Origin of the sequence: Lacunisphaera limnophila (genome assembly GCF_001746835.1) — a bacterium.
Lineage (GTDB): Bacteria > Verrucomicrobiota > Verrucomicrobiia > Opitutales > Opitutaceae > Lacunisphaera > Lacunisphaera limnophila.
In genome coordinates this window covers 2,048,038-2,071,016 of the sequence record NZ_CP016094.1, presented here as the reverse complement: position 1 = coordinate 2,071,016, position 22,979 = coordinate 2,048,038, and the positions used below count along the sequence as shown (strand labels likewise).

Below are 22,979 nucleotides of genomic sequence, written 5' to 3'. Positions count from 1 at the left end.
AGCTACTTGCAAAAGTCAATGCCGAGCTATGGGTGGATCTTGAGACATATTCTCAGAAAAGCTATTGACTAGAGACTGCGTCTCAATCTTAACGAGAACGAATCTCACATCTTCCATGCCCTCGCTCTCTCAACCTGCCAAGTCATTCAAAATCACCGCTGCGACCGCGTGCACCCTGCTCGCCGGCGTCGCCGGTTTCGCCAAGGCGGAAATCACTCCCAGCTACCTCCCGCCCGCGAGCGAGGTCCTCCACCTCGACAAATTGCAGGTCACCGGCGGCCTGGACGAGGCCACCTATGCCATCCAGCGCAGCGTGACCGCGACCAAGACCGACACCGCCCTCGTGGACGTGCCCCAGGCCATCTCGGTCATCACGCGCGAACTCATCGACGACCAGGCCATGCGTAGCATCGGGGACGTCACCCGCTATGTGCCGGGCGTCGGCATCGCCCAGGGGGAGGGCAACCGCGACACGCCCGTGATGCGCGGCAACAGCACCACCGCCGACTTCTTCGTGGATGGCGTGCGCGACGACGTCCAATACTTCCGCGACCTCTACAACGTGGACCGCGTCGAGGTCCTGAAGGGACCGAATGCCATGATCTTCGGCCGCGGCGGTTCCGGCGGGCTCATCAACCGCGTTTCCAAGCAGGCCCTCGGCCGTGACCACCGCGAGCTCACGCTCCAAGCCGGCTCCGACGAGCAGTTCCGCGCCACGCTCGACTACGGCGCCGCCGCCTCCGGCACCTTCGCCTACCGCCTCACCGGGGTTTATGAGGACAGCGAGAGTTACCGGGATGGCGTCACCCTCCAGCGCCACGGCCTCAATCCGACCTTCGCTTGGGCCATCGCCCCCGCCACCTCGCTGCGTTTCGGCTACGAGTATTTCCATGACGAGCGCGTCGCCGACCGTGGCGTCTCGTCCTACCAGGGCCGTCCCGTCCGCGCCGACGCCGCCACCTTCTTCGGCGACCCCGCGCAGAGCCCGGTGGAAGCCACCGTCAACTCCGCCTTCGCCCTGCTCGAGCACCGCTTCGGCCACGGCGTCAGCCTGCGCAGCCACACCCGTTACAGCGTGTACGACAAGTTCTACCAGAACGTCTTCCCGGGTGCCGTGAACGCGGCCGGCACCTCCGTCGCCCTCTCCGCGTACAACCAGGGCACCGACCGCGAGAATCTCTTCAACCAGACCGACCTCGAATTCTTCGCCGAAACCGGCGCCGTGAAGCATCACTTCCTCACCGGCCTGGAAGTCGCCCGCCAGGAGACCGACAACGTCCGCCTCACGGGTTATTTCGCGACCATCACCCCGACCACCACCTCGGTCAGCGTCCCGCTCACCAACCCGCGCACCACCCTGCCCGTCACGTTCCGCCCGAGCGCCACCGACGCCAACAACCACGGCGTCGCCGAGACCTTCGCCGTCTACGCGCAGGACCAGGTCACCCTGCTCCCGCAGCTGCAGGCCATCGCCGGCCTCCGCTACGAGCGCTTCACGGTCGATTTCCTGAACAACCGCACCGGCGCAGCGCTCGACAGCACCGATGAGATGCTATCCCCCCGCGCCGGCCTCCTCTACAAGCCCGCCGCCAACGTTTCCCTCTACGCCAGCTACACGATGTCTTTCGTCCCCCGGGCCGGCGAACAACTCGCCTCGCTCACCGCCACCAACCGCGCCTTCGATCCCGAGGAATTCAACAACCAGGAGATCGGCGTGAAGTGGGACCTGCGTCCCGACCTGTTCCTCACCGCCGCCCTCTACCGCCTCGACCGCACCAACGTCGTCATCACCGACCCCGCCGACCCGACCAAGTCCCTGCTCGTGGACGGCCAGCGCGCCGAGGGCGCCGAACTCGGCCTCACCGGCCGCGTGACCCGCAACTGGAGCCTCGCCGGCGGCTACGCCTACCAGGACGGCCGCATCCTCAGCACGCAGTCGGCCACGGTCGTCGCCGGCCGCCGCCTCGCCCAGCTGCCCCGCCACACGCTCTCGCTGTGGAACCGCTACGACTTCAACCGCACCTGGGGTGTCGGCCTTGGCGCGATCTATCGTGATGAGATCTTTGCCTCGACCGACAACACCGTGACGCTGCCTTCCTTCGTGCGCCTCGACGCCGCGGTATTCTGCCGCCTCAGCGAAAACCTGCGCGCCCAGCTGAACGTGGAGAACATCCTCGACCGCGCCTACTACGCCTCGGCCCACAGCAACAACAACATCACGCCGGGTTCCCCGCGCGCGTTCCGCGTGAGCCTGACCACGACGTTCTGACGAAACCCCCGTCCGCGCTCCCCGTCATCCCCGCATGTCCGTGCTTCGCTCCACGCTCTTCTGGCTCCACCTCGCCGCCGGGGTCATCGGTGGTCTTGTGATCGCCATGCTCTGCTTCACGGGCACCGCCCTCGCCTTCGAGAAGGAGCTGGTCGCGTGGGCCGAACGCGATGCCCGGCGCATCGAGGCGCCCGGTGCCGGAGCCGCGCGCCTCGGCGTGGACGAACTCGCCGCCCGCGTGCGCCAGGCGTTCCCCGACGCCAAGCCCGGCAACATCGTCCTCGCGCGGGACCCGCACACCGCCGTCGCCTTCCCGGTCAGCCGCACCGAGGGCTACCACGCCAACCCCTACACCGGCGAGGTCCGCCAGCCGGCCTCTTACGCGATGGGGCGGTTCATGCAGACGATGCTCGCCTGGCACCGTTATCTGGGCTTCTCCGGGGAGAAATCCCGCCCGCATGGCAAGCTCGTCACCGGCATCGCCAATCTCGCGTTCTGCTTCCTCGCCCTCTCCGGCCTCGTCCTGTGGTGGCCGCGCTCGCTCTCGTGGCGCGCATTCCGGCCGGCGGTCTGGTTCACCCAAAACGCCTCCGCCCGCGGCCGCGACTGGAACTGGCACAACGTCCTCGGCTTCTGGTCCGCTCCCGTGCTGATCACGCTCACGCTCACGGCCATGCCGATCTCGTTCCGTTGGGCCGCCGATCTCACCTACACCCTCACGGGCACCCCCCTGCCCGCCAGCGGCCCACAGAGCAGCGGCGCCCCGCCGCCGGCGGCCACCGTGCCCGCCCCGGCCGCGGCGGCGCAGACCGTTTCCCGTGACGCCCTGCTCGCCACCGTGCAACGTGAACTGCCGGCGTGGCAGACCGTCACCTTCCGTTTCGCCCACCAACCCGACCCCGCGAAGCCGCAGGCCGTGACTTTCACCGTGCGTGAAGCCGGCACCTGGCCGCGTACCGCGACGACCACTCTCCAATTCGATCCCTTCACCGGCACGCTCCTGCAACGCGACGGCTACGCCGACCTCTCACCCGCCCGCCAACTCCGCGCCTGGACCCGCTTCCTGCACACCGGCGAAGCCCTCGGCCCCTGGGCCCAGTTCATCGCCGCCGTCGCCTCGTTCGCCGGCGTGATCCTCGTTTGGACCGGCCTCGCCCTCGCCTTCCGCCGGCTCCTCGGCCGCAAGGCGGGCGCAGCGGCGCGCAACGCAAATTGAACCGCCGCATGTCCCGACCATCCCTCGATTTCCTCAGCCTCTCGTCGAGCCTGAAACCGCTGTCGGCCTGCGGGCCCGAAACCGCGGCGCCCGGACGGGGCCCGCACTCCCTCCCCTTTTCCGAGCCACGGCCTGTGCAGACCGCTGCACGCCATGAATCAAACCATCCGCTTCGACGCCCTCCAAGACGTCCAAGCCATCCTGCCTTCACCTGAACTCCCGGCTCGCGCCCCCGGCGCAGCCGCCTCGCCCGCTTCGTCGCTCGGCCTCCTGGCTCGCGCGCCCGGGGCGTTCGCGCCCGCGATGTCCCCCGCGGCGTCATCCCTTGCCCGTCCGTGTCACGCCACCGCAACGCGCATGTCGTGGCTCGGAAAACTACGACAACGCCGGTGGCTGGCGCGGACGGGCCCGCGGCTGGGCAGCCTGGTACTCACCGCCGCATCCACCCTGGCCGCGCAGACCGCCACCCCGCCCACGGCTGACACGCTCATCCTCGACAAGGTGGTGGTCACCGCCCGGCGCGAACACCGCACGTCCAAGGGCGCGACCAATCTGCCGCTGAGCCTCAAGGACACGCCCCAATCGATCAGCCTCATCGACCAGGACGCCCTGCGCGACTTCGCCACCACCGGCACCAACGACGCGCTGCGCCTGGGCACCGGCCTCACCGTCGATGCGTGGGAAACCAACCGAACCTCCTACAGTTCACGCGGCTTCGACATCATGCTGACCCAGGTCGACGGCCTGGGCATGACCAACGACTGGGGCCTGGTCGTCGGCCAGGAAGACACCACCCTGTTCGACCGCATCGAGCTGATCCGCGGCGCCAACGGACTCCTCACCGGCGTGGGCAACGCCTCGGGCACGATCAACTATGTGCGCAAGCGCCCGAAAAACCACGACGGTGGCGAGCTCGTCGTCCGCACCGGCTCGCACGATCTGCGGCGTGCCGCCCTCGACTACAACCAGGTCCTCACCGCGTCCGGCTCCTGGGCCGCACGCGTGGTCGTCGCGCACGAGGACAAGGATTCCTACCTGCGGGCGCTACAGGACCGCCGCACCACCCTCTATGGCGTGGTCGAAGGCCAGATCGGCTCGGCCGGCGCGCTCACCGCCGGCTTCACCTTCACCGACTCGCTGCAGCGCTCGCCCATGTGGGGCTCGCTGACCCTCATGCGGGCCGACGGCACCCAGGCCGCGTTCGACGCCGCCGCCTCCCCCTCGCAGGACTGGACCCGGTGGGCTCTGCGCTCCGCCAACGCCTTCATCGAGTATGCGCACACCCTCTCCCCCGACTGGGAAGCCAAACTCACCTACAACCACCGCACCGGCGACGAAGCCGTCAAACTCTTCTACGCCTACTCGCTCACCGGCACGCTCAATGCCGACCACACCGGGCTGCTCGGCTGGCCCTACCGCAGCGACTCCGAATCCCGCAGCGACATCGTCGATGCCAGCCTCACCGGCCACTTCCACGCCTTCGGACGCCGCCACGAGGTGATCAGCGGCCTCAGCCTCTCCCAGCAAAAAACCTATTCCGAATTCTACTCCATCCTCAGCTCCCCCGGCGCCGTCCTGCCGGCCTTCCCCTATGCCGGCGACGTCTATGCCGAACCCGTTTGGGGTGCGACCAGCGTCGGCAACGACGGCGATCAAAAGCTGGTCCGCTTCTACGCCGCCACCCGCCTCGCCCTGACGGACCGGCTGAAGGCCATCGCCGGCCTCAACACCATCAACCTCAAGCGCGACGGCACCTCAATCTACGGCGGCGGCGTCAACCTCGACAACGAAACCACCGAAAAAGTCAGCCCGTACGCGGGCCTCACCTACGACCTGACCGACAACCTTCTCGCTTACGCCTCCACCTCCGACATCTTTCAGGCGCAGGACCAGCGCGACCTCAACGGCCGCTTCCTTGCCCCGATGAAAGGCGTCAACGCCGAGATCGGCCTCAAGGCCGAATGGCTGCAACGCCGCCTGTTGACGACCGTCGCCGTATTCGACGCCCGGCAAAAGGGCCTGGCCACCGAAGCCGGCTTCGATCCGGTTGCCCAGCAATCCTACTACGAGCCCAAGGACGTGAAGTCGCGCGGCTTCGAGTTCGAAGCCACCGGCCGCGTGGGCGCCCACACCACTCTGACCGCCGGTTTCACGCGCATGGAACTCACCGGTCCCGACGGCAACGACATCTACGAATGGATTCCCCGCACCATCGTCAACCTGCGGGCCGACACCCGCCTGCCGGGGCTGCCCAAGCTCAAACTTGGTACGGGCCTGCGCTGGCAATCCGACATCTTCAAGACCGGCGCCGTGCGGCAGGATTCCTACCTGCTCGTCAACAGCTTCGCCGCCTACGAGTTGACCAATGCCGCCACGGTGCGCCTCAACGTCGACAACCTCAGCGACGAGAAATACCTGCGCACCGTGCAATTCGGCGCCATTTACGGCGCGCCGCGCCAGTTCTCCCTCGCCCTCGATTACAAACTCTAACTCGCCGCCCCACCGTGCCGTCCCAGGCGACTACAAGTTTTGGGACGGCATCGCGCCGCCGGCCGCTTCCCTTCGCTCCTCCCCATGCGCAAACGTCTCTGGCAACTTCACTCCTGGCTCGGCCTCGCCGCCGGCCTCGGCTTGCTCGTCATCGGCCTGACGGGCAGCCTCCTGATCTTCCACGAAGAGCTTGAGCTGATCTTCAACCCCGGGATGGTCCGCGTCGAGCCGACGCCCGCGGGCCGGCCCGACGTAAGGCGGTCTGATCGCCTGCCCCTCGACACCCTGCTGCGCCACGCGCAGCGCCAGCTCCCCGGCCACGAAGTCACCGGTTGGCTTCCGCAATACGAGGCGCCGCACCTCGCCGATATGTTGTACGTGATCGAGCGCGGGAACAATGTGTGGCTCGTCGCGACGCTCGACCCTTACACGGGAAAACTGCTGGCTTCCCCGCGCCTCGGCACCACGACGATCACCGGCTGGCTGCTTGAGCTGCATTACATGTTTCTTGCCGACCACTTCGGCCTCGGGCTCGCCGGCTTGTTCGCCCTCATGCTCTGCCTGCTCGGCGTGAGCGGCGTGTGGCTGTACCGCGAATTCTGGAAGAACGTCTTCACCCTGCGCTGGCACCGCGGGGCGCGCATCCTCTTCTCTGATCTCCACAAGTTCACCGGCATCACCTTCGTCGTTTTCAACCTGATCGTCGGCTTCACCGGCGCCTACTGGAACCTCACCCATCTGGTCGGCCACTGGATCAACGGTGACCCGCCGCAGCCGCAGATCGGGCAGCGACTGTACCCCGACACGCTTTCGCTCGACGCCCTTACCCGCGACGCCGCGCAGCGTCTGCCCGGGTTCCGCGGCAATTTCATCTCGCTGCCCAGCGATCCCGCCGCGCCGAGCGTCATTTTCTGGGGCACGATCGAGCCGCGCGGCGCTTTCACGGGCCCCTACGGCAGCACCGTGAGCTACGATCCGCAGACCGGCGCCCACACCGCCACCAGCGACCTGCGTACCCAGGGACGGTGGGCGCGCATCGCGGACACCTTCACCCCGCTCCACTACGGCACCTTCGGCGGACTGCCCGTGAAAATTCTCTGGTGCCTGGGCGGACTCACGCCCGGCCTGCTCGGCATCACCGGCTTCCTGATCTGGTTTCGCCGCCAGCGCCCGTCCCCGGAACTCGCCCGGCATGAATTCGCGTCGCCACTGTGAGCTGGCCTTCGTGCTGCGCGCGTTGCTCGCGGTGGCCGTGCTGATCGCCTTCATCCTCAGTCTCCGCCTCCGGATCTGAACCCCTTTCGTCCGCCGCCGTCTCGTTCCCTGGAGCCCCTCGTGTGGTAAAAAGTGTACCGTCTCGGGAGGCAGGCCCCAGGCCGGCGGCGGATGAATCCACTTTCCGGGATGCCAACACCACCCGGTCCTTTTGACCTTAGCCTGCGCTGAGGAATGAACACTAGCAGCCCGCACTGGCCGTTGGCCCGGCTTGTGCATTTGCTCCGGTCATGCAGCGGCGTGTGTGGCAGTACCTCGGACTGGTCTCGGTGCTCCTCGTCAGCGCCGCCGCCCGCGACGAGGCAGACTCTTGGATCCGAGGCGTGTACACCGGCGAATCCCCCCGACCCGTGCTGGCCACCGAGCCCGAGGCCTGGCAGCAGGCGAGCCGGATCGCGGATCACACCCCCGGTGCCTTCGTGTTGGTGGGTACCGGCCGCTCCATGCAACCCCTCTACGCCTCCGGGACCATCATGGTTCTCCGGCAGCTCCCTTACGGCCAGCTCAAGCGCGGACAAACCGTCCTCTACCGCAACCAACAGAACAAGATCGTCGCCCACGTCCTCGTGGCAAAGGCCCGTGACGGCTGGCGCGCCCGCGGGCTAAACAATGGCATCCACGATATGGAGCCGGTGCAGTCCGACAATCTGGTCGGCGTGGTGATCGCGGCCTACAAGCCGGTCACCCGCGCCCCATCCGGAACTCTCGCCACGCTGCGGCGCCCGAAGCCGCGGACCGAAAACTAAACGACGCGGACCGGATACGCGTCTGGGTTGGAAAAAGGATGAGGGCTCGCGCGCGCACAACGGGCCAGTCAAGCGCACGCGAGCCCCTTTGGTCACCTCCCGCACCCTTTGCAGGATGCGGAACTAACACCGTCGAGATAATCATAAAATCCTGTGGATCAGGTCCTAGGAATAACACCTAAATTCAGGTGGTCGAAGAATAGCATCCCCGGTTGGCCAGCGCCCGGAGTCAGGCGAAGAGGAGCTTGGACCGTCAGTGGTCCCTCGGCGCGCGCTCGCGGGCTACTCCAAACCAAAGATCGCGCGGGCGTAATTCTCGGCCGAAAAAGGCTGCAGGTCCTCCGGCTGCTCCCCGAGGCCGATGAAGTAGATCGGGATCTTCAATTGCCGCCAGATGCCCACCACCGCCCCACCCCGGCTGGTGCCGTCGAGCTTGGTCACGATCAGGCCGGTGAGGCCGAAGCTCTGGTGAAAGACCTTTGCCTGCTCGATCGAGTTGGCGCCCAGGCTGCCGTCCACCACCAGCCACCGGTGTTGTGGGGCCGCGGGATCGTTCTTCTGCAACACGCGGCGGATCTTCGCCAGCTCCTCCATCAGGTTGGCCTTGGTGTGCAGGCGGCCGGCCGTATCGACGATCAGCCAGTCCTTGCCGCGCGATTTGGCCGCCTGCCAAGCATCGAAGGCCACCGCGGCGGAGTCCGCCCCCGTGTGGCTGGCCACGATGTCGAGCTCCAGCCGTGTCGCCCAGCTCTTCAACTGCTCGACCGCCGCCGCGCGAAAGGTGTCACAGGCCGCCACCAGCACGGACTGCCCGTCGATCTTGAATTTGTGCGCCAGCTTGGCGGTGGTGGTGGTCTTGCCCGAGCCGTTCACGCCGATCATGGCGATGACCTGGGGCTTGCCGGTGCCGGCGACAACGTCCAGCCGGCCCTCGCTCCCTTCCAGCACGCGCCGCAAGACCGCCACACCGATCTCCGCCGCCTGCCGCCCCTGCAGCGCCGGGTCCTTTTTGTAGGCCTGCTTGATCTCCGCCAGAATCTCGGTCGTGGTCTCCACGCCGAAGTCCGCCGTGTACAGCGCCTCCTCCAGCTCATCGAGCGAGGCCGCGTCGATCTTGCGCCCGCCAAACAGCCCCTGCGTCTTCGCGGCAATGGCCGAGACCGTCTTGGTCAGGCCTTCTTTGAATTTCTTGAAGAGCGAAAACACCGGAGAAAGTAGTGAGGAGTGACTAGCGAGTAGCGAGCATCCCGCTATCGCAGAGAAAAGACCGGCTAGGTTTGAACATACTCGCTACTCACTACCCGCTACTCGCTACTAGGTTTTCGCGCGTCGCGGCCGAGCTTGTCCTTCATGCGGTCGAGGATGCCGTTGATGAAGCGCTTCGAGTCCGCCGTGGAATACTGCTTGCTCAGGTCGATGGCCTCGTTGATCGAGACGACCGGCGGGATGTCCTTGCGGTAGAGCATCTCGAACATGGCGAGGCGGAGGATCGCGAGGTCGATCTTGGCCACGCGCTCGAACTCCCAGTTGTGGGCCAGGCCCTTGATGTGCTCGTCGATCTCGGTGGCGTGCTCGATGGCGCCGTGGATCAGCTCCTCGGCGAAGGCGTAATGGTCGCGCGGTTTCTCCAGGTGCTCGAAGAAGAGCTGGAGGTCGTTGGCCACGTTGTCCGGCTGGTTGACGCTCCACGCGTAGAGGTACTGGAACGCCGCGGCCCGGCACTCGCGTCGTTGGGTGAACTGGCTGCTCATGAGTGGGAGGAGGTCTGGCGTTGCAGGGCCGCCATCTCGAGGGCGGCGTGGGCGAACTCGGCCCCACGGTTGATCCGGCCCGTGCAGCGGGCGCGGGCCTGCGCGAGGGTGTCGGTCACCAGCACACCGTTGATCACCGGCACGCCGGTGGCCAGCGCCACGCGCTGCAGGGCGTGCGACACGCTCTGCCCCACCATCTCGTGGTGGTTGGTGTCACCACCGATCAGGACGCCGAGGGCGACCACACAATCAAAGCGACCCGAACCGGCCAGGCGGTCGGCCGCCCACGGCACCTCGTGCGAGCCGGGCACCCGCAGGCAGGTCAGATTTTTGTCCTTCACGCCGGCGGCGGCCAGCGTGGCTTCCACCCGCTCCAGCAGGGCCCCGACCAGCGCCTCATTGAAGCACGCCGCGACGATCCCGATGCGGAATTTCGCACCGTTAATGGTTTGGCGGGTGGGCGGGGACAGGCTCATGGAGGGACTATTGGCGGGCGGTTGCGGGCATTCCGCAACCAGAAATCAGGTCAAACCGGGATCTGCTCGACAATCTCCAGGCCATATCCCTCCAGGCCGACCACGCGGCGGGGGGCGTGCTGGAGGAGGCGGATCTTGCGGAGGCCGAGGGCGGTCAGGATCTGGGCGCCGGTGCCGTAATCCCGCAGGCTGGAGGGTTTGCCGGGGTTGAGCAGGGTTTCCTGCATCCGGCCCGTCTGCTCCATGTAGATGATCGCCCCGTGCCCGGCCGCGGCCACGATCTGCAGCGAGGCCACCAGCGAGCGGTGGCTGCCCAGCTCCTTGCCGAGGAAAACATCGCTCAGGAGGTTCTCCGTGTGGACCCGCACGAGCGTCGGCGAGCCGTCCAGCTGGCCCATGGTGAAGGCCAGGTGATGGCGCCCGTCCACCTTGCTGCGGAACACCTGCAGCATGAATTCCCCGTACTCCGAGGAAAAGGGCCGCTGCGACACCCGCTCCACGAGCTGCTCGCGGCGGTGGCGGTATTCGATCAGGGAGGAAATCGAGATGATCGGCAGGCCGTGCTGGCGCTTGAATTCCAACAGTTCCGGCAGACGGGCCATCGTGCCGTCCTCGTTTAGCACCTCGCAGATCACGCTGACCGGCCGGAGCCCGGCGAGCGCCGCCAGATCCACCCCGGCCTCGGTGTGGCCCGCGCGTTCCAACACGCCGCCCGGTCGGGCGCAAAGGGGGAAGATGTGTCCCGGCTGCACCAGCTCGTCGGGGGCGGTGGCGGGATTGGCCAGCAGCTGGATGGTGCGCGCCCGGTCAAAGGCGCTGATGCCGGTGGTGATACCCTCGGTGGCATCCACCGACACGGTGAAGGCGGTACGCATGGCCTCGCGGTTCTGCTGCACCATGGGGTTGATGCCGAGCCGCTTCAACTGGGGCTCCGTCATCGGCACGCAGATCAGGCCGCGGGCGTGGCGGATCATCATGTTGACCAGCTCGGGGGTGGCCTTCTCGGCGGCCATGACGAGGTCGCCCTCGTTCTCCCGACCCTCGTCGTCGGTGACAATCACAAGCCCGCCGGCGGCGATCGCCTGGATCGCGCGGTCGACAGAATCAAAGGGAGAGGTACTGGACATGCGGAGGAGCGCGCAGCATCCCCGGCGTACGGGGCACTGTCAAATCCGCGCTCAGCCCCGGAAATCTACCGTGTGGCTTTCCACGCTCTTCACCTCTTCACCCTCCCCCTGGAGGAGGGTGAGGAAGAGCTTGAAAGTATACGGGGCGCGCACGAACTGCGTCCCCATCAGGTAGGTGCCGTCGCCGGCTGGATTGAGGATGGTGCGATTGTCGCCGGGGCCGTGCATGTTCGGCCAGCGGGCGGTGGCGCGGGTCACATCCACCTTCTCGGGCTTTTTCTTTTCGTTGTAAAAGCTCAGCTTGAATTTCCCGTCCTGCAGGGTGAGGCCGAGAAAATGTCCGTTGGGCCGGGTCAGGACCAGCCCCTTGATCTCCTCCACTTTTTCTTCCGTCGCGGCCTTCTTCCCCGCGGGGGCGGCCTTGCCGGGCAGGCTGGGCTTGACGGCCTGGGCCTGTCCAAAGGAGGTGGCAACCAACAGGACGAGGCAGGCGGCGAGCATTTTCATGGCCGGAAGCTAGCCCCGCCGCCTCCCCCGCGCAAGCCCGCGCGATCCGAGGGGACCGGATTTCGCAGGCAATTCACGCCCGTGCCGCCGGGTCCCGGGGCCCCGGCCCGGCGGAGCGCAGCTGCGCCCAACGGGCCAGCCGGTCGGCTATCTTGGCCTCCCACCCGGCGGTCTTGGGCGTGTAGAGCGAAAGCGGCTGCGCGAGGTGGGCCTGGCCGGTGATGTTCTCCGGATAGTCGTGCGCGTAAAGATAACCCTGACCATGGCCGACTCGCTTGCTGGCCGCCCCGCCCTTGTCGCGCAACGGCAAGGGCACGGGCTGCACGGGCTGCTGCTTGAGCACCTGGTGGGCCGCGGCCAGCGCCAGCGTGGCCGAGTTGCTCTTGGGCGCGGTGGCGATGTAAAGCGTGGCGTGGGCCAGGGTCAGCTCCGCCTCGGGCAGCCCGATGAAATCGCAGGCGTGGTGGGCCGCCACCGTCAGCGGCAGGGCCTGCGGGTCCGCCAGGCCGACATCCTCGCTCGCCAGGATCACGAGCCGCCGCGCGATGAAGCGCGGGTCTTCACCGCCGGCCAGCATCTTCGCGAGCCAATACATCGCTGCGTCGGGATCACTGCCCCGGCAGCTCTTGATGAAGGCCGAGATCGTGTCGTAGTGCTCGTCCTCGTCGGCGTCGTAGCGGATGCGGCGCTCGCGGGCGAACAGCTCCAGCTCCGGCTCGCCGATCTCCGCGGCCTCGGGCAGGCTCAGCGCAATGACTTCCAGCGCGTTGAGGGCGCGGCGCAGGTCGCCGTCGCACAACACCGCGAGATCGTGCAGCACCTTGTCGGTCGCCGGATGCCCGCGGGCACCCAGGCCGCGCTCGGTGTCGCCCAGCGCCTGTCGCAGCACCGTGGCGACCTCGGCCGCCGCCAGCGGTTCCAGCCGAAAGAGATGGCTGCGGCTCAGCAGCGGCGGGTTCACGTAGAAACCCGGGTTGTGCGTCGTCGCGCCGATCAGCCGCACGTTGCCCTCCTCCACGTCGGGCAGCAGCAGGTCCTGCTGCGACTTGTTGAAGCGGTGGAGCTCGTCGATGAAGAGAATCGTGGCCGCCTCCGGCTGGCGGCGCGCGGCGGCCAGGATCTCGCGCAGCTCGGCCACGTTGGACAGGACGGCGTTGAGCCGCACGAAGCGGCTGCCGGTCTCCCGGGCGATGACCTCGGCGATGCTTGTCTTGCCGCACCCCGGCGGGCCGTAGAAGAGCAGGCTGCCAAAACGGTTGCTGGCGATCAGGCGCGGCAGGAGGTTGCCCGGCCCGACGATGTGGGTCTGCCCGACGATCTCGGCCAGGCGGCGGGGCCGCATCCGCGCGGCCAGGGGCTGGCCGGCGGCCGGGCGCGCGGATGTCGGACCGGCCGGCTGCGGCTGATCCTCGCCAAAGAGTGAACCGGTGTCTGCTGCCGGGCGGGCCATGTTGCGCGGAGTGTGCGCCCCGCCGGGGGAGAAACAAGTTTGAAGGCGGGCCCGGAATCGTTTGACTGCCCGCGGCTGTACCGATCCGGGCCAGGGCGCAGTCGCTGCCATGCCCTCGCCCGCCCAGCAAATCCGCGCACCGCTCCTGTGGCTGTTACTGCCAATGATGGCGGGCCTCGCCGCCGCCAAGGTCTGGCCACCGCCGGCCGCCGGCCTGACTCTGGTCCTGCTGGGGGCTTTGGGCCTGGCGGGAGTGGCGTTGGGTGCGGCCTGGTTTGACCGGCCGCGGGCGGCGATGCCGGCGCTTGTGGGCGCCGCCGCGCTGGCCGGATTCGCCCTGCTGCACCTGCGGGAACCGCGACTGCACACCGGGGAAACCCGGCCACCCCGCGAAATCACCGTCACCCTGCTGGTGACCGACATCTTCGGGTCCGCGGCCGGGGCCCGCAGCCTGGGCGGTCTCGGCGAAGTCGTGGTCGCGGGTGATCTGGACCGCGAGCTGGTCGGGCAACGGGTGTATTTTTCCGCCATCCGGCGCATCAGCGTCGGGCCCCGTCGGGAAGGCGGCTATGAGGTGCGGGGCGTGCTGGAGCCCCTGGCCCGCGACGGCGCCCAGGATGGATTCAACGACTACCTCGCCAACCGCGGCGTGCGGCTCCGGCTCACGCGGGCCCAGTTCATCCGCGAGACGTCGCCGCCGGGCCGGTGGGCGCAATTCACCGCGGCCGGCCGGGCCCGGCTCGATCGCATCCTCTCCCACGGTTTGGCCCGGCATCCGTCAACGGCTTCGCTCTACCTCGCCATGTTGCTGGGAGAAAAGGCCGAGCTCAGCCCCGCCCAGGAGAACGCCTTCATGCGCAGCGGTACCTTTCATGTATTTTCCGTAAGCGGTCTCCACGTGGGGGTCATCGCGGGCGCACTCGGCCTCTTGGGCCGCACCTTGCGGCTGCCGCGGCGGCTGGAGGTGGTCGTCACGCTGGTGGTGCTGTGGCTTTACGTGCAGGTCACCGGCACGGGCACGCCGGCGGTCCGCGCCTACATCATGATCGCGTTCCTGCTGTCCTCCCAGGTGTTCCGCCTGCCCGGCAACGCCCTGGCCGCGCTGGCGGCGTCGGCTTTGGTCACGCTGCTGCGCGAGCCGCTGGAACTCTTCAGCACGGGCTTCCAGATGTCCTATTCGGTCGTGGCCGGACTGATCCTGCTCGCCGGCCCCCTGGCGGATCACTGGCAGACCCGCTGGCAGCCGTTTGCCCTGAAACCGCGGCCGGAGTGGCGCTGGTGGCACGACACCATCGCCTCCGGGGGACGGAAGGTCATCGCCGGGGTCGCCGGGTGCTGGGCGGCCTTTCTCGCCAGCGCCGCCTCGGGCATCGGTTTCTTCGGGGTGTTCTCGCCGGGGTCGCTGCTGGCCAACCTCATCATCCTTCCGTTGTCTTCGCTAGCGATCGTGGCGGGGTTCCTCTCCTTGCTGACGGGCCTGATCGGGCTGGCCCCGCTCAGCGCGCTGTTCAACGCGGCGGCCGCGCTGATCATCATCGCTTCCGACTGGCTGCTGCGGCACGGGACCGAGTTGCCCGGGGTGTATTACCCCGCCAGCTTCCGGGCCGGGTGGCTGGCCCCGGCCGGCATGGCGGGCATGACGGCCGTGCTGCTGGCCGGCGCGGCCGGCCGCTGGCGGAAACGCTACGGTGGTTTCTGGCCGCCCGTGGTGCTGCTGTTTCTCCTGCTCGTGCTGGGTGTACGGTTCGGCTGAACCCATCCGGGCCCGCCGGCGGTTTTTCCGTGTCTTCCCGGTTTTCCGCGGCTATGCCCTGCCCCATGAAAAGCGCCTATGAGCTCGCCATGGAACGTCTCGCGAAGTCCGACCCCGCCGCCGCCCCAATCAGCGCGGAGAAAAAGGCGCGATTGGGCGAGATCGACCGGGTCTATCAAGGCAAGCTCGCCGAACGGGAAATTTTCCTGAAGCAACAGCTCGGGACCGCGCTCGGCGCCCAGAAGTTTGACGAGGCCGACCAGATCCGGAAGCAGATGGTGAGCGAGCGCGCCCGGCTGGAGGAGGAACGGGAGGAAGAGAAGGAGCGCGTACGGCGGGGGAAATAGCCCCGGTCTCTGACCGGTCCCGTCTCGTTGCGAGGAGGGACAAAGACCGGCCCTATCCGGCGAACTGAAACTCGGCCGTCAGGGTGTGATGGTCCGAAGCCGGCGTGGGCTTGACCGCCCAGGCCGTGGGCTGGAGCCAGCGGTTGTAGAAGATGTGGTCGAGCACGAAGGGCCGGCGGCGCCAGGTGATCTGGGTGGATTGCACCGTCAGGTAGCCGGCGTCGGCAAACTGCTGAATCAGCGACTGGTGCTTGCTGACGTTGAAGTCCCCGGTGAGCAGCGTCGGCATCTCCGCCGAGCTGCGCAGCTGGTCTTCCACCAGTTTCCGCTGTTCGAGGTGCACTTCGCTGCTCGAATTGAGCATGAAGAAGGCGAGCAGGTGCGTGTTGAACAAGCGCAGCGGCCGGCCGCCGATCACGGTGGTCGCGCCGATCAGGAGGCGGTCGGTCGGGGTTTTCTTCTCGCCGAAGAAATCAAACTCCACCGGCGGCGAGGGCAGGTTCAGGCAGACATGCTCGCGCAGGGGCGTCTTGGAGAAGATCGCCAGCCCGATGCCGAAGGGTAGCTCGCGGGAGTCAGGCCGCGGGTACGAAAAATAACTGTCGTAGCCGGGAAACTCGGCGCGCAACCGCGTGTAGTGCGGGGGCGGCTGCGCCTGGGAACCGCCGGGGAGCGTCTGCTCGACCTCCTGCAACATCACGATGTCCGCATCGTGCGCGCGGATTTCATCAATGGTGTTTTGCAGCCGGATCGGAGCCGTGTCGGGATAGATATCATCCCACGGCTGGCCATACTGCATGTTGAACTGCAGGATCTTGAAAGTCCCGGGATTCATGGCTGACGACCCCAGCGGGCCGGGCGAAGGGCTTGGGCGGCCGGTTGTAGGATCACGGGGCGCCAGCGGCCGGACGTGGCCGGGCGGATGACGTTGCCCTGGCCCGGGGAAAGCACCAGTGGCGAAACCGTGCGACGCGGCTGCAACTCCCGGTGCTTGGACAGGTGGCTCAAGGATGCGGCCGATGCCGGGAGCGCGCCGACCAGTGCGATCAGAAGGCTGAAAATGGCTCGACGGGGCATAGGCAGCAGCACCGTCCGATGGTCGTTTCGCCCAAAATGTGCGGCAAGCCTATTCTGGCTCCGCGGTGCCCTCTATGACCCAATCCCTGGCCTCGGGCACCTGGCGGTTGAACTCGCGGAGCGCCGCACTCAGGTGCTCGGCGTAGCGGTAGTGCGCACCCATACCGGTGCGCAGCTCGGCTTCGTAAATAAACTTGTCGGCCTGCGTGCTGTGCTCGAACGGCGTCTGGGCCCCGAGGAGCAGGGAATAGACGTAGGCCGGCGAGCCGCGCTGCATGAGCTCGCGCGTCAGCGCCGCCTGTTCGTCCAGCAGCGCCGCATGTCCCGCATGGGCGATTTCCGGCGGCAGGTAAAAACCGGCTTGGATCAAGGGCGTGCAACGGTGCCCGGTGCGGTGGCGGTTCAGATCGCGGAGCTCCGCGATCGCCATGTTGTTCCAGGCAAAGGTCACGCGCATGCGCCGGGTGGCCTTGCCCTGGTAGCCATAACGGTTGGCGCGATGCTTGAGCGCCTCGGCCAGCGACTGCTCCTCCCGCAACCACGGCGGGGTGTCACGATCCACCTTCACCCACACCTCGTCGGCGAGCGGCTGGGTGGAAAGGCGCGCGAGGCCCAGTTTCAGGCTCTCCGCCAGCTCCTGTTCCGCCTGCGCCTGATAGGATTTTTCGGCGCTGCTGTGTCGCATAAGGCGCGGTGAGATCTTGATCAGCTCTTCGCGGATGAGTTTCGCCGCCGCCTGCGCCTCGGGCATCGGAAGGGAATCCAGATGCTTCACGGTCGTGGCCCACATGCGCGAGCTCTGGACGAGGCCCACGTTGGTGCGGGTGGCCAGCGGGATGAAATAGCGCGCGCGGTCCAGCGCGTAGTTTTTGCGCAGCCGCGTGACCACCGCGGGTTTGGCGTTGGGCGGCAGGCGCACGAGGCCGGGCTCCGCCTGCGCCGCCTGGTCGAGGCGTGCATACTCGGCGTTGTAGGCGGCGAAAGACCGGGCCATCAGCGCGGTCCAGCGCGGGGCGAGGTCGGCGGGAATGCCGATCTCCTCCGGGGCCGGCAGGTTCGTCGCCGCCATCGTGATGTAGCGCGTGCTCGACTCCTGCCCGTCCGCCATCTGCGCGATTTCAAATACCTTGTAAGCGAGCCACATCGAGACGTCGTCCAGGGCGATCGCCAGACCGCCCGTCAGGCCGCCGATCGAGGCGTGGCCGTAATCCACAAACTTCAGGATGCGGTCGATGGACTCGTCGGGATTCGCCAGGTCCACCTTCTCGAGGATCTTGTGGATGCCTTCGTTGCTGCGCGAATAACGGGCCAGGACGGAAGCCAGCAACTCGGGTGTGACCTTAGGCAGGTCGGCGGCGGAGGGGGGCGGAACGAGGGCGAGACCGGTGACCTTCATGTACGCGAGACTCGAAACGGTTTCGCGCGGGCTGGCGAAGAAAATTTCGGGCGGGGCCCGACTTTACGGCATCAGCCAGCGGGTCAGCGGTTCCTGGTAGAAGCCGAGAAGGACGGTCGCGAGCGCCAAGGCGGTGAGCACCGCATGGCCGATGAAGGTGGGGGTCGTGACCGTCGCCTTGGGGGCATCGGCCGCCGCGGGATTGGGCGACCAGGTCTCGAAGTAGGCCGCCTTGATCCAACCGAAGTAGTAGAAGATCGAGAGCACCACGCCCACCACCGCCACAGCCAGCAGGCCGTACAGGTGCGCCTGGAAGGCGGCGACGAAGATCAGCAGCTTGCCCATGAAGCCGGCCAGCGGCGGGATGCCAGCCAGCGAGCCGACGCCCACGGCGAGCACGGCGCCAAGGAAGGGACGCTCCTTGGCCAGCTTCTCGTAGTGGTCAAGTTCCTGCACGGTGTCGTCCGCGCCAGCCAGATGCGCCATCACGCCAAACACCGCCATCGAGGCGAAGAGGTAGGTGAAGAGGTAGAACCAGACGGCCGAGGCCGCCCACGGCACGGTCAGCGCCGCCACCACGCCGATGAGCAGGTAGCCGGCGTGCGACACGCCCGACAGGCCCATCAGGCGCTTGGTGTTGCGCTGGGAAAGGGCCGAGAGGTTGCCGAACAGGATCGTGGCGGCGGCCAGCAGCGAGAGCACCGGCACGAGCACGTCGATCAGCGGATGAAACACGGTCAGCACCAGCGTCATCAGCACCGCGAAACCGGCGGCCTTGGACGAGACGGCCAGGAAAGCGGTCACAGGCGTCGGGGCACCCTGGTAGACGTCGGGGATCCAGATCTGGAAGGGGAATGCGCCAATCTTGAACGCCACGCCGCTCAGCACGAGCAGCGTGCCGGCGATGGCCAGGAAGTTGTCGGGATTGTTGCGCAGGAACTCCGCCACAATCGGAAATTCAAAGCCGGTGTGCACGATCCCATCGATCTCCACGCGGCCCACCGCGCCGTACAGCAGCACAATGCCGAAGAGCATGATCGCCGAGCTGAGGGCGCCGAGGACGAGGTACTTGAGGCCGGCCTCCAGGGTGAGGGCGTTGTCGCGGAAATAGCTGACGAGGATGTAGAACCCAATCGTGACCGTCTCCAGCGCGACAAAGAACATCGCGAAGTGGTTGCTCTGCGCGAGGAGCATGAGCGCGGCGGTGACCACCAGCACGATGTGGTAGAACTCGACGCGCGGCATCCGGGTGCGCGGCAGGCAGATCGTGCCAAGGAAACACACGAGCAGGGACGAGAGGAGGAAGAACACGCGGGCAATCTGGCCCGGCAGGCTGAGCTGGATCAAACCGCCGAAGAGCAGGTTCCCGCCCCAAGTGTGGTCAAAATTGAAGAGCACGGTCACCAGGACCATGGCCAGCGACAGGATGGCAAAGCGCGGGATGACCCCGTGGTGTTCTTTCGGGGTGATGAGTTCCAGCACCAGCAGGCCGAGGGCGGCGCAGGCCAGGATCATTTCCGGCCCGAGGGCCCACCATTGGTTCGAATCAGCGACTGCCTTGAGAAGTTCCGTGGACATGGCGGCGGGAAATCAGCGTTGGAAGGTGACCGGGGCGGTGGCCGCGAGCGGGGCCGGGGGATTCAGTGCCTGGTCCACGGGAAGCGAGAGGGCCTTGGGGTAGAAACCGAAGAACAACAGCGCGGCGAGGAGCACCAGCGCGGGTACGCGCTCACCCCAGCCGAGGTCGGCGGGCGGGTGCTGGGCGGTGACCCGCTGCAACGCCTCCGTCGGTGGGCCGAAGAACACCCGGGCGGCGGCGCGCAGGCCGTAGATGGCGGAGATAACCACGCCAGCGACAGCCACGGCGGTCAGGGCCGGGGAGAATTGCCACAGGGCGACGAAGACGGTGAGTTCACCCCAGAAGTTGGCGAAGCCCGGCAGGCCGATGCTGGCCATGGTGGCCGCGACGAAAAACGCCGCGAGCACCGGGGTCTTTTGCGCGAGGCCGCCCATCTCGGACATATCGAACGTGTGGGTCCGGTGATGGATGCAGGTCGCGAGGAGGAAGAGCAGCGCCACGGACAGGCCGTGCGCCACCATCAGGAGGACCACCCCGCCGATGCCGATGGTCGAGAGGGCCGCGATGCCGAGAAAACAGTAGCCCATGTGCATGACGGAGCTGTAACCGAGCATCTGCTTCAGGTCGCGCTGGGCCATCGTGACCAAGCCGATGATCAGGACGTTGCCGACGGCGGCCAGCAGGGCGAGCTTCCAGGCCCAGTGCGCGGCGCCCTCGGGCAGCAGCGGCAGGGCGATCTGGATCAGGCCGTAGAGGCCGAACTTCTTGAGCACGCCGGCGTGCAGCATGGCGGCGGAACTCGGCGCGGCGCCGTAGCCCAGCGGGGCCCACGTGTGCAGGGGCCAGAGCGAAACGAGGATGCCGAAGCCGAACATCAGCAGGCCGAAGATGTAGTTCTGCGTCGTGCCGCGGATGCCTTCCTCGGCGATGGCGCGCTTGAGCTCGATCAGGTCGAAGGTGTTGGCACCGCTCTTCACGTAGAGGGCGATCAGGCCGATCAGCGAGAGCATGGCGCCAACCGTGAGGTAGATCGTCATTTTCATCGCCGCGTAGTTGCGGTCGCGGCCGCCCCAGATGCCGACCATGATGAAGGTCGGGATGAGGGCCAGCTCGTGGAAGAAATAGAAGAAGAAGATGTCCACCGAGGCGAAGACCCCGAGCAGGCCGCCGTGCATGATCAGCAGCAGCGTGAGGTAGAGCTTGAGCCGCTCCGCCTGCGAGCGCAGCGCGTAGAGGCCGGCGGCAAACCCGACGATGGCGGCGAGCAGGAACATCGGCAGCGCGATGCCGTTGAGGCCGAGCTTCAGCGTGATGCCGAAGCGGGCGAGACCGGTGTCAAAGGAGCTGAGAAAGTGGTAGTGCTGCGCCCCCTCGGCGGGGAACTGCGCCCACAGCCACAGGGCGAGGGCCAGCGGCAGGGCGAAGGCGGCGGCGGCGAGCTTGATCGCGAACCGCTTGGGCAGCCCGAGCGCAATGATGAGCGCGGCCCCGAGCGGCGTGGCGATGGCGAGCTGCAGAAGTTGGGCGTTGGAGGGCATCACGACGAGAGGGAGAACCTGCGCTCCGCGCAGGTTAAGCCCGTGCGGAGCACAGGCTCCACCACGGCAGCGGAAATGAAGTTAAAGGGACGCATCTTAGAAAACCCCGGCGGCGAAGGCCCAGAGGACCACGGCGCCGAGCAGGAACCAGTAAACGTAGGCGTGGAGGCTGCCGGTGTAGAGCGACCGGGCGCCGAGCCCGACCAGGCCCGCCACCCCGGCGAGCCCGCGGATGATGAGGCCCGCGAGGAAGATTTGCTCGAGGAAGTTGAGCAGCATCGCGAAACGCTGCTGCACCTTGGCCACGTAGTAGTCGTAGACCCGGTCGAAGGATTCCTTCACGCCGGTGAGCAGGGCGAAGATCGGACGGGACTTCTCCTCCAGCGTGTCGTGGTCGGAGGGTTTGTAGAAGAACCACGCGGCGCCGCCACCGAGGGTCATCACGGCCAGCGAAACGAGCAGGATCGTGGTGTGAGCCGAGCCGTGGGCGTGCGGGATGAGGTCCGCGATGTCGCCGCCCAGCTTGCCGAACACCGCGCCGTAACCGCCGGCCAGGGAAAGCAGGGCGAGCACGATCAACGGCAGGGTCATGGTTAAACCGCTCTCATGAGCGTGGCCGGCATCCTTGGAGCGGGTCGCGCCGAAGAAGGTGAGCTTCCACAGACGGATCATGTAGAACGAGGTGAGCACGGCGGTGAGGGCCAGCACGGCGAAGACCGCGCTGTTCTTCTCCATGGCGAGATAGAGAATGGAATCCTTCGAAAAGAAGCCGGCCAAGCCGGGCATGCCGATGATGGCGAAGACACCGATCGTGAAGGTGATGAAGGTGACCGGCATCTTCTTCGCGAGCCCGCCCATCTTGAAGATGTCCTGCTCATGATGGCAGCCGTGGATCACGGAGCCCGAGCCGAGGAACATCAGGGCCTTGAAGAAGGCGTGGGTCGTGAGGTGGAACATCGCGGCGCCGACACCGGCGGCGAGGACCACCTCGTGCACCATGCCCCCCATCTCGTGGCGCGTGGTCAAAGAACCGAGACCGAAGGCCGCGACCATGTAACCGAGCTGCGAGAGCGTCGAGTAGGCCAGCACCTTCTTGATGTCGCTTTGCACAATCGCGCAGAGCGCGGCGTAGAGCGCCGTGACCGTGCCGATCCACATGATGACCGTCAGCGCATCGGGCACCATCAGGACATTGATGCGGCAAAGCATGAAGATACCGGCGGCCACCATGGTGGCGGCGTGGATGAGGGCGGAGACGGGCGTCGGGCCCTCCATCGCGTCGGGCAGCCACACCTGCAGGGGCATCTGGGCCGACTTGCCCATGGCGCCGCAGAACAGGAGCAAGGGGATGGCGGTGCTGAAGACCAGCTTCTGGGCCGCGCCCAGTGCACCCAGCTCGGTGAAGTTCACCGTGCCGTTCGCCCAGTAGCACATGATGATGCCGAGCAGGAAACCGAAGTCACCGACGCGATTCACGATAAAGGCCTTCTTCGAGGCGTCGGCCGCGGACTGCTTGTGGAGATAGTGGTTGATCAGCAGCCAGGAACTGAATCCGACCAGCTCCCAGAAGATAAAAATCATGAACAGGTTGTCGGCGAGGACGATGCCGATCATCGAGAACATGAAGATCGACAGACCGCCGAAGAAGCGGGCCCGGGCCGCATCGTCGTGCATGTAGCCGAGCGAGAAGACGTGGATAAGGAAGCCGACGAAACCGACCACAAACATCATCAGGGCCGCGAGGTCGTCGAACTTGATGCCGAGCGAGAGGGCGAAGCTGCCGAAGCGCAACCACTCGACGGAATCCTCGAAGCGTTCGCCGTGCTGGAGCAGGATGAGGGCGATGACCGCAATCGCGCCGGCCGTGACCGTCGAGAGGTAGGCCGCGATGGCGCCCCGCCGGCGCAGGAACAGCGCGATCACCACCGCCGAGGCGAGCGGCAGGAGCAGCATGAGAATGGCGTGTTGGAGCAGGCTCATCG

18 protein-coding genes are annotated in these 22,979 nt (G+C 66.9%); 7 read left to right on the top strand and 11 right to left on the bottom strand.

What is annotated here, in order from left to right:
• The first annotated feature begins 115 nt into the window (after window positions 1–115).
• The 5 genes from Verru16B_RS08580 (at window position 116) to Verru16B_RS08560 (ending at window position 7,996) form a co-directional block, all read left to right on the top strand.
• Entirely contained in the window at window positions 116–2,269 is a 2,154-nt protein-coding gene (locus tag Verru16B_RS08580; protein ID WP_083270216.1) for a TonB-dependent receptor, read from the top strand.
• 34 nt (window positions 2,270–2,303) lie between these two features.
• Window positions 2,304–3,485, top strand: a complete 1,182-nt coding sequence (locus tag Verru16B_RS08575; protein WP_069961896.1) for a PepSY-associated TM helix domain-containing protein — start codon at window positions 2,304–2,306, stop codon at window positions 3,483–3,485.
• Between the two features lie 153 nt (window positions 3,486–3,638).
• Window positions 3,639–5,975, top strand: a complete 2,337-nt coding sequence (locus Verru16B_RS08570) for a TonB-dependent siderophore receptor (RefSeq protein WP_218918825.1) — start codon at window positions 3,639–3,641, stop codon at window positions 5,973–5,975.
• Between the two features lie 84 nt (window positions 5,976–6,059).
• Entirely contained in the window at window positions 6,060–7,190 is a 1,131-nt protein-coding gene (locus Verru16B_RS08565; RefSeq protein WP_069961895.1) for a PepSY-associated TM helix domain-containing protein, read from the top strand.
• Window positions 7,191–7,480: 290 nt separating this feature from the next.
• Entirely contained in the window at window positions 7,481–7,996 is a 516-nt protein-coding gene (locus tag Verru16B_RS08560) for a S24/S26 family peptidase (protein WP_069961894.1), read from the top strand.
• 282 nt (window positions 7,997–8,278) lie between these two features.
• Here Verru16B_RS08560 and ftsY read toward each other — a convergent pair whose 3' ends face one another.
• From ftsY to Verru16B_RS08530, 6 genes are all read right to left on the bottom strand, one after another.
• Window positions 8,279–9,202 (bottom strand): signal recognition particle-docking protein FtsY, encoded by a 924-nt coding sequence (gene ftsY, locus Verru16B_RS08555; RefSeq protein ID WP_069961893.1) that lies wholly within the window; start codon window positions 9,200–9,202, stop codon window positions 8,279–8,281.
• Between the two features lie 98 nt (window positions 9,203–9,300).
• Complete coding sequence (gene nusB, locus Verru16B_RS08550; RefSeq protein WP_069961892.1) at window positions 9,301–9,747, bottom strand: transcription antitermination factor NusB; 447 nt, start codon at window positions 9,745–9,747, stop codon at window positions 9,301–9,303.
• Window positions 9,744–10,223: a 6,7-dimethyl-8-ribityllumazine synthase gene (ribH, locus tag Verru16B_RS08545; protein ID WP_069961891.1), complete on the bottom strand. Its 480-nt coding sequence runs from the start codon at window positions 10,221–10,223 to the stop codon at window positions 9,744–9,746. Before ribH ends, nusB begins: the two co-directional genes overlap by 4 nt.
• A 50-nt stretch (window positions 10,224–10,273) precedes the next feature.
• Window positions 10,274–11,350, bottom strand: a complete 1,077-nt coding sequence (ribB, locus tag Verru16B_RS08540) for a 3,4-dihydroxy-2-butanone-4-phosphate synthase (RefSeq protein ID WP_069961890.1) — start codon at window positions 11,348–11,350, stop codon at window positions 10,274–10,276.
• 51 nt (window positions 11,351–11,401) lie between these two features.
• Entirely contained in the window at window positions 11,402–11,857 is a 456-nt protein-coding gene (locus Verru16B_RS08535) for a hypothetical protein (protein ID WP_069961889.1), read from the bottom strand.
• A 73-nt stretch (window positions 11,858–11,930) separates the two neighbouring features.
• Window positions 11,931–13,307 (bottom strand): replication-associated recombination protein A, encoded by a 1,377-nt coding sequence (locus Verru16B_RS08530; RefSeq protein WP_069961888.1) that lies wholly within the window; start codon window positions 13,305–13,307, stop codon window positions 11,931–11,933.
• 109 nt (window positions 13,308–13,416) lie between these two features.
• Here Verru16B_RS08530 and Verru16B_RS08525 point away from each other — a divergent pair, with 109 nt between their 5' ends.
• Together Verru16B_RS08525 and Verru16B_RS08520 are read left to right on the top strand one after the other, a co-directional pair.
• On the top strand, window positions 13,417–15,060 hold the full coding sequence (locus tag Verru16B_RS08525; RefSeq protein WP_083270214.1) for a ComEC/Rec2 family competence protein: 1,644 nt from the start codon (window positions 13,417–13,419) through the stop codon (window positions 15,058–15,060).
• A gap of 65 nt (window positions 15,061–15,125) precedes the next feature.
• A complete protein-coding gene (locus Verru16B_RS08520; RefSeq protein ID WP_069961886.1) occupies window positions 15,126–15,407 on the top strand; it encodes a hypothetical protein in 282 nt (93 codons plus the stop codon).
• Between the two features lie 52 nt (window positions 15,408–15,459).
• Here the strand turns inward: Verru16B_RS08520 and Verru16B_RS08515 are convergent, their stop codons facing one another.
• From Verru16B_RS08515 to nuoL, 5 genes are all read right to left on the bottom strand, one after another.
• Window positions 15,460–16,242, bottom strand: a complete 783-nt coding sequence (locus tag Verru16B_RS08515) for an endonuclease/exonuclease/phosphatase family protein (protein ID WP_069961885.1) — start codon at window positions 16,240–16,242, stop codon at window positions 15,460–15,462.
• Between the two features lie 291 nt (window positions 16,243–16,533).
• The gene (locus Verru16B_RS08510) at window positions 16,534–17,880 is read right to left on the bottom strand and encodes an FAD-dependent thymidylate synthase (RefSeq protein ID WP_069961884.1); all 1,347 of its coding nucleotides are present in this window, start codon (window positions 17,878–17,880) and stop codon (window positions 16,534–16,536) included.
• 63 nt (window positions 17,881–17,943) lie between these two features.
• On the bottom strand, window positions 17,944–19,458 hold the full coding sequence (locus Verru16B_RS08505) for an NADH-quinone oxidoreductase subunit N (protein ID WP_069961883.1): 1,515 nt from the start codon (window positions 19,456–19,458) through the stop codon (window positions 17,944–17,946).
• A 12-nt stretch (window positions 19,459–19,470) separates the two neighbouring features.
• Window positions 19,471–20,997, bottom strand: a complete 1,527-nt coding sequence (locus tag Verru16B_RS08500) for a complex I subunit 4 family protein (RefSeq protein ID WP_069961882.1) — start codon at window positions 20,995–20,997, stop codon at window positions 19,471–19,473.
• A 96-nt stretch (window positions 20,998–21,093) separates the two neighbouring features.
• Window positions 21,094–22,977 (bottom strand): NADH-quinone oxidoreductase subunit L, encoded by a 1,884-nt coding sequence (gene nuoL, locus Verru16B_RS08495; protein WP_069961881.1) that lies wholly within the window; start codon window positions 22,975–22,977, stop codon window positions 21,094–21,096.
• Window positions 22,978–22,979 lie beyond the last annotated feature (2 nt).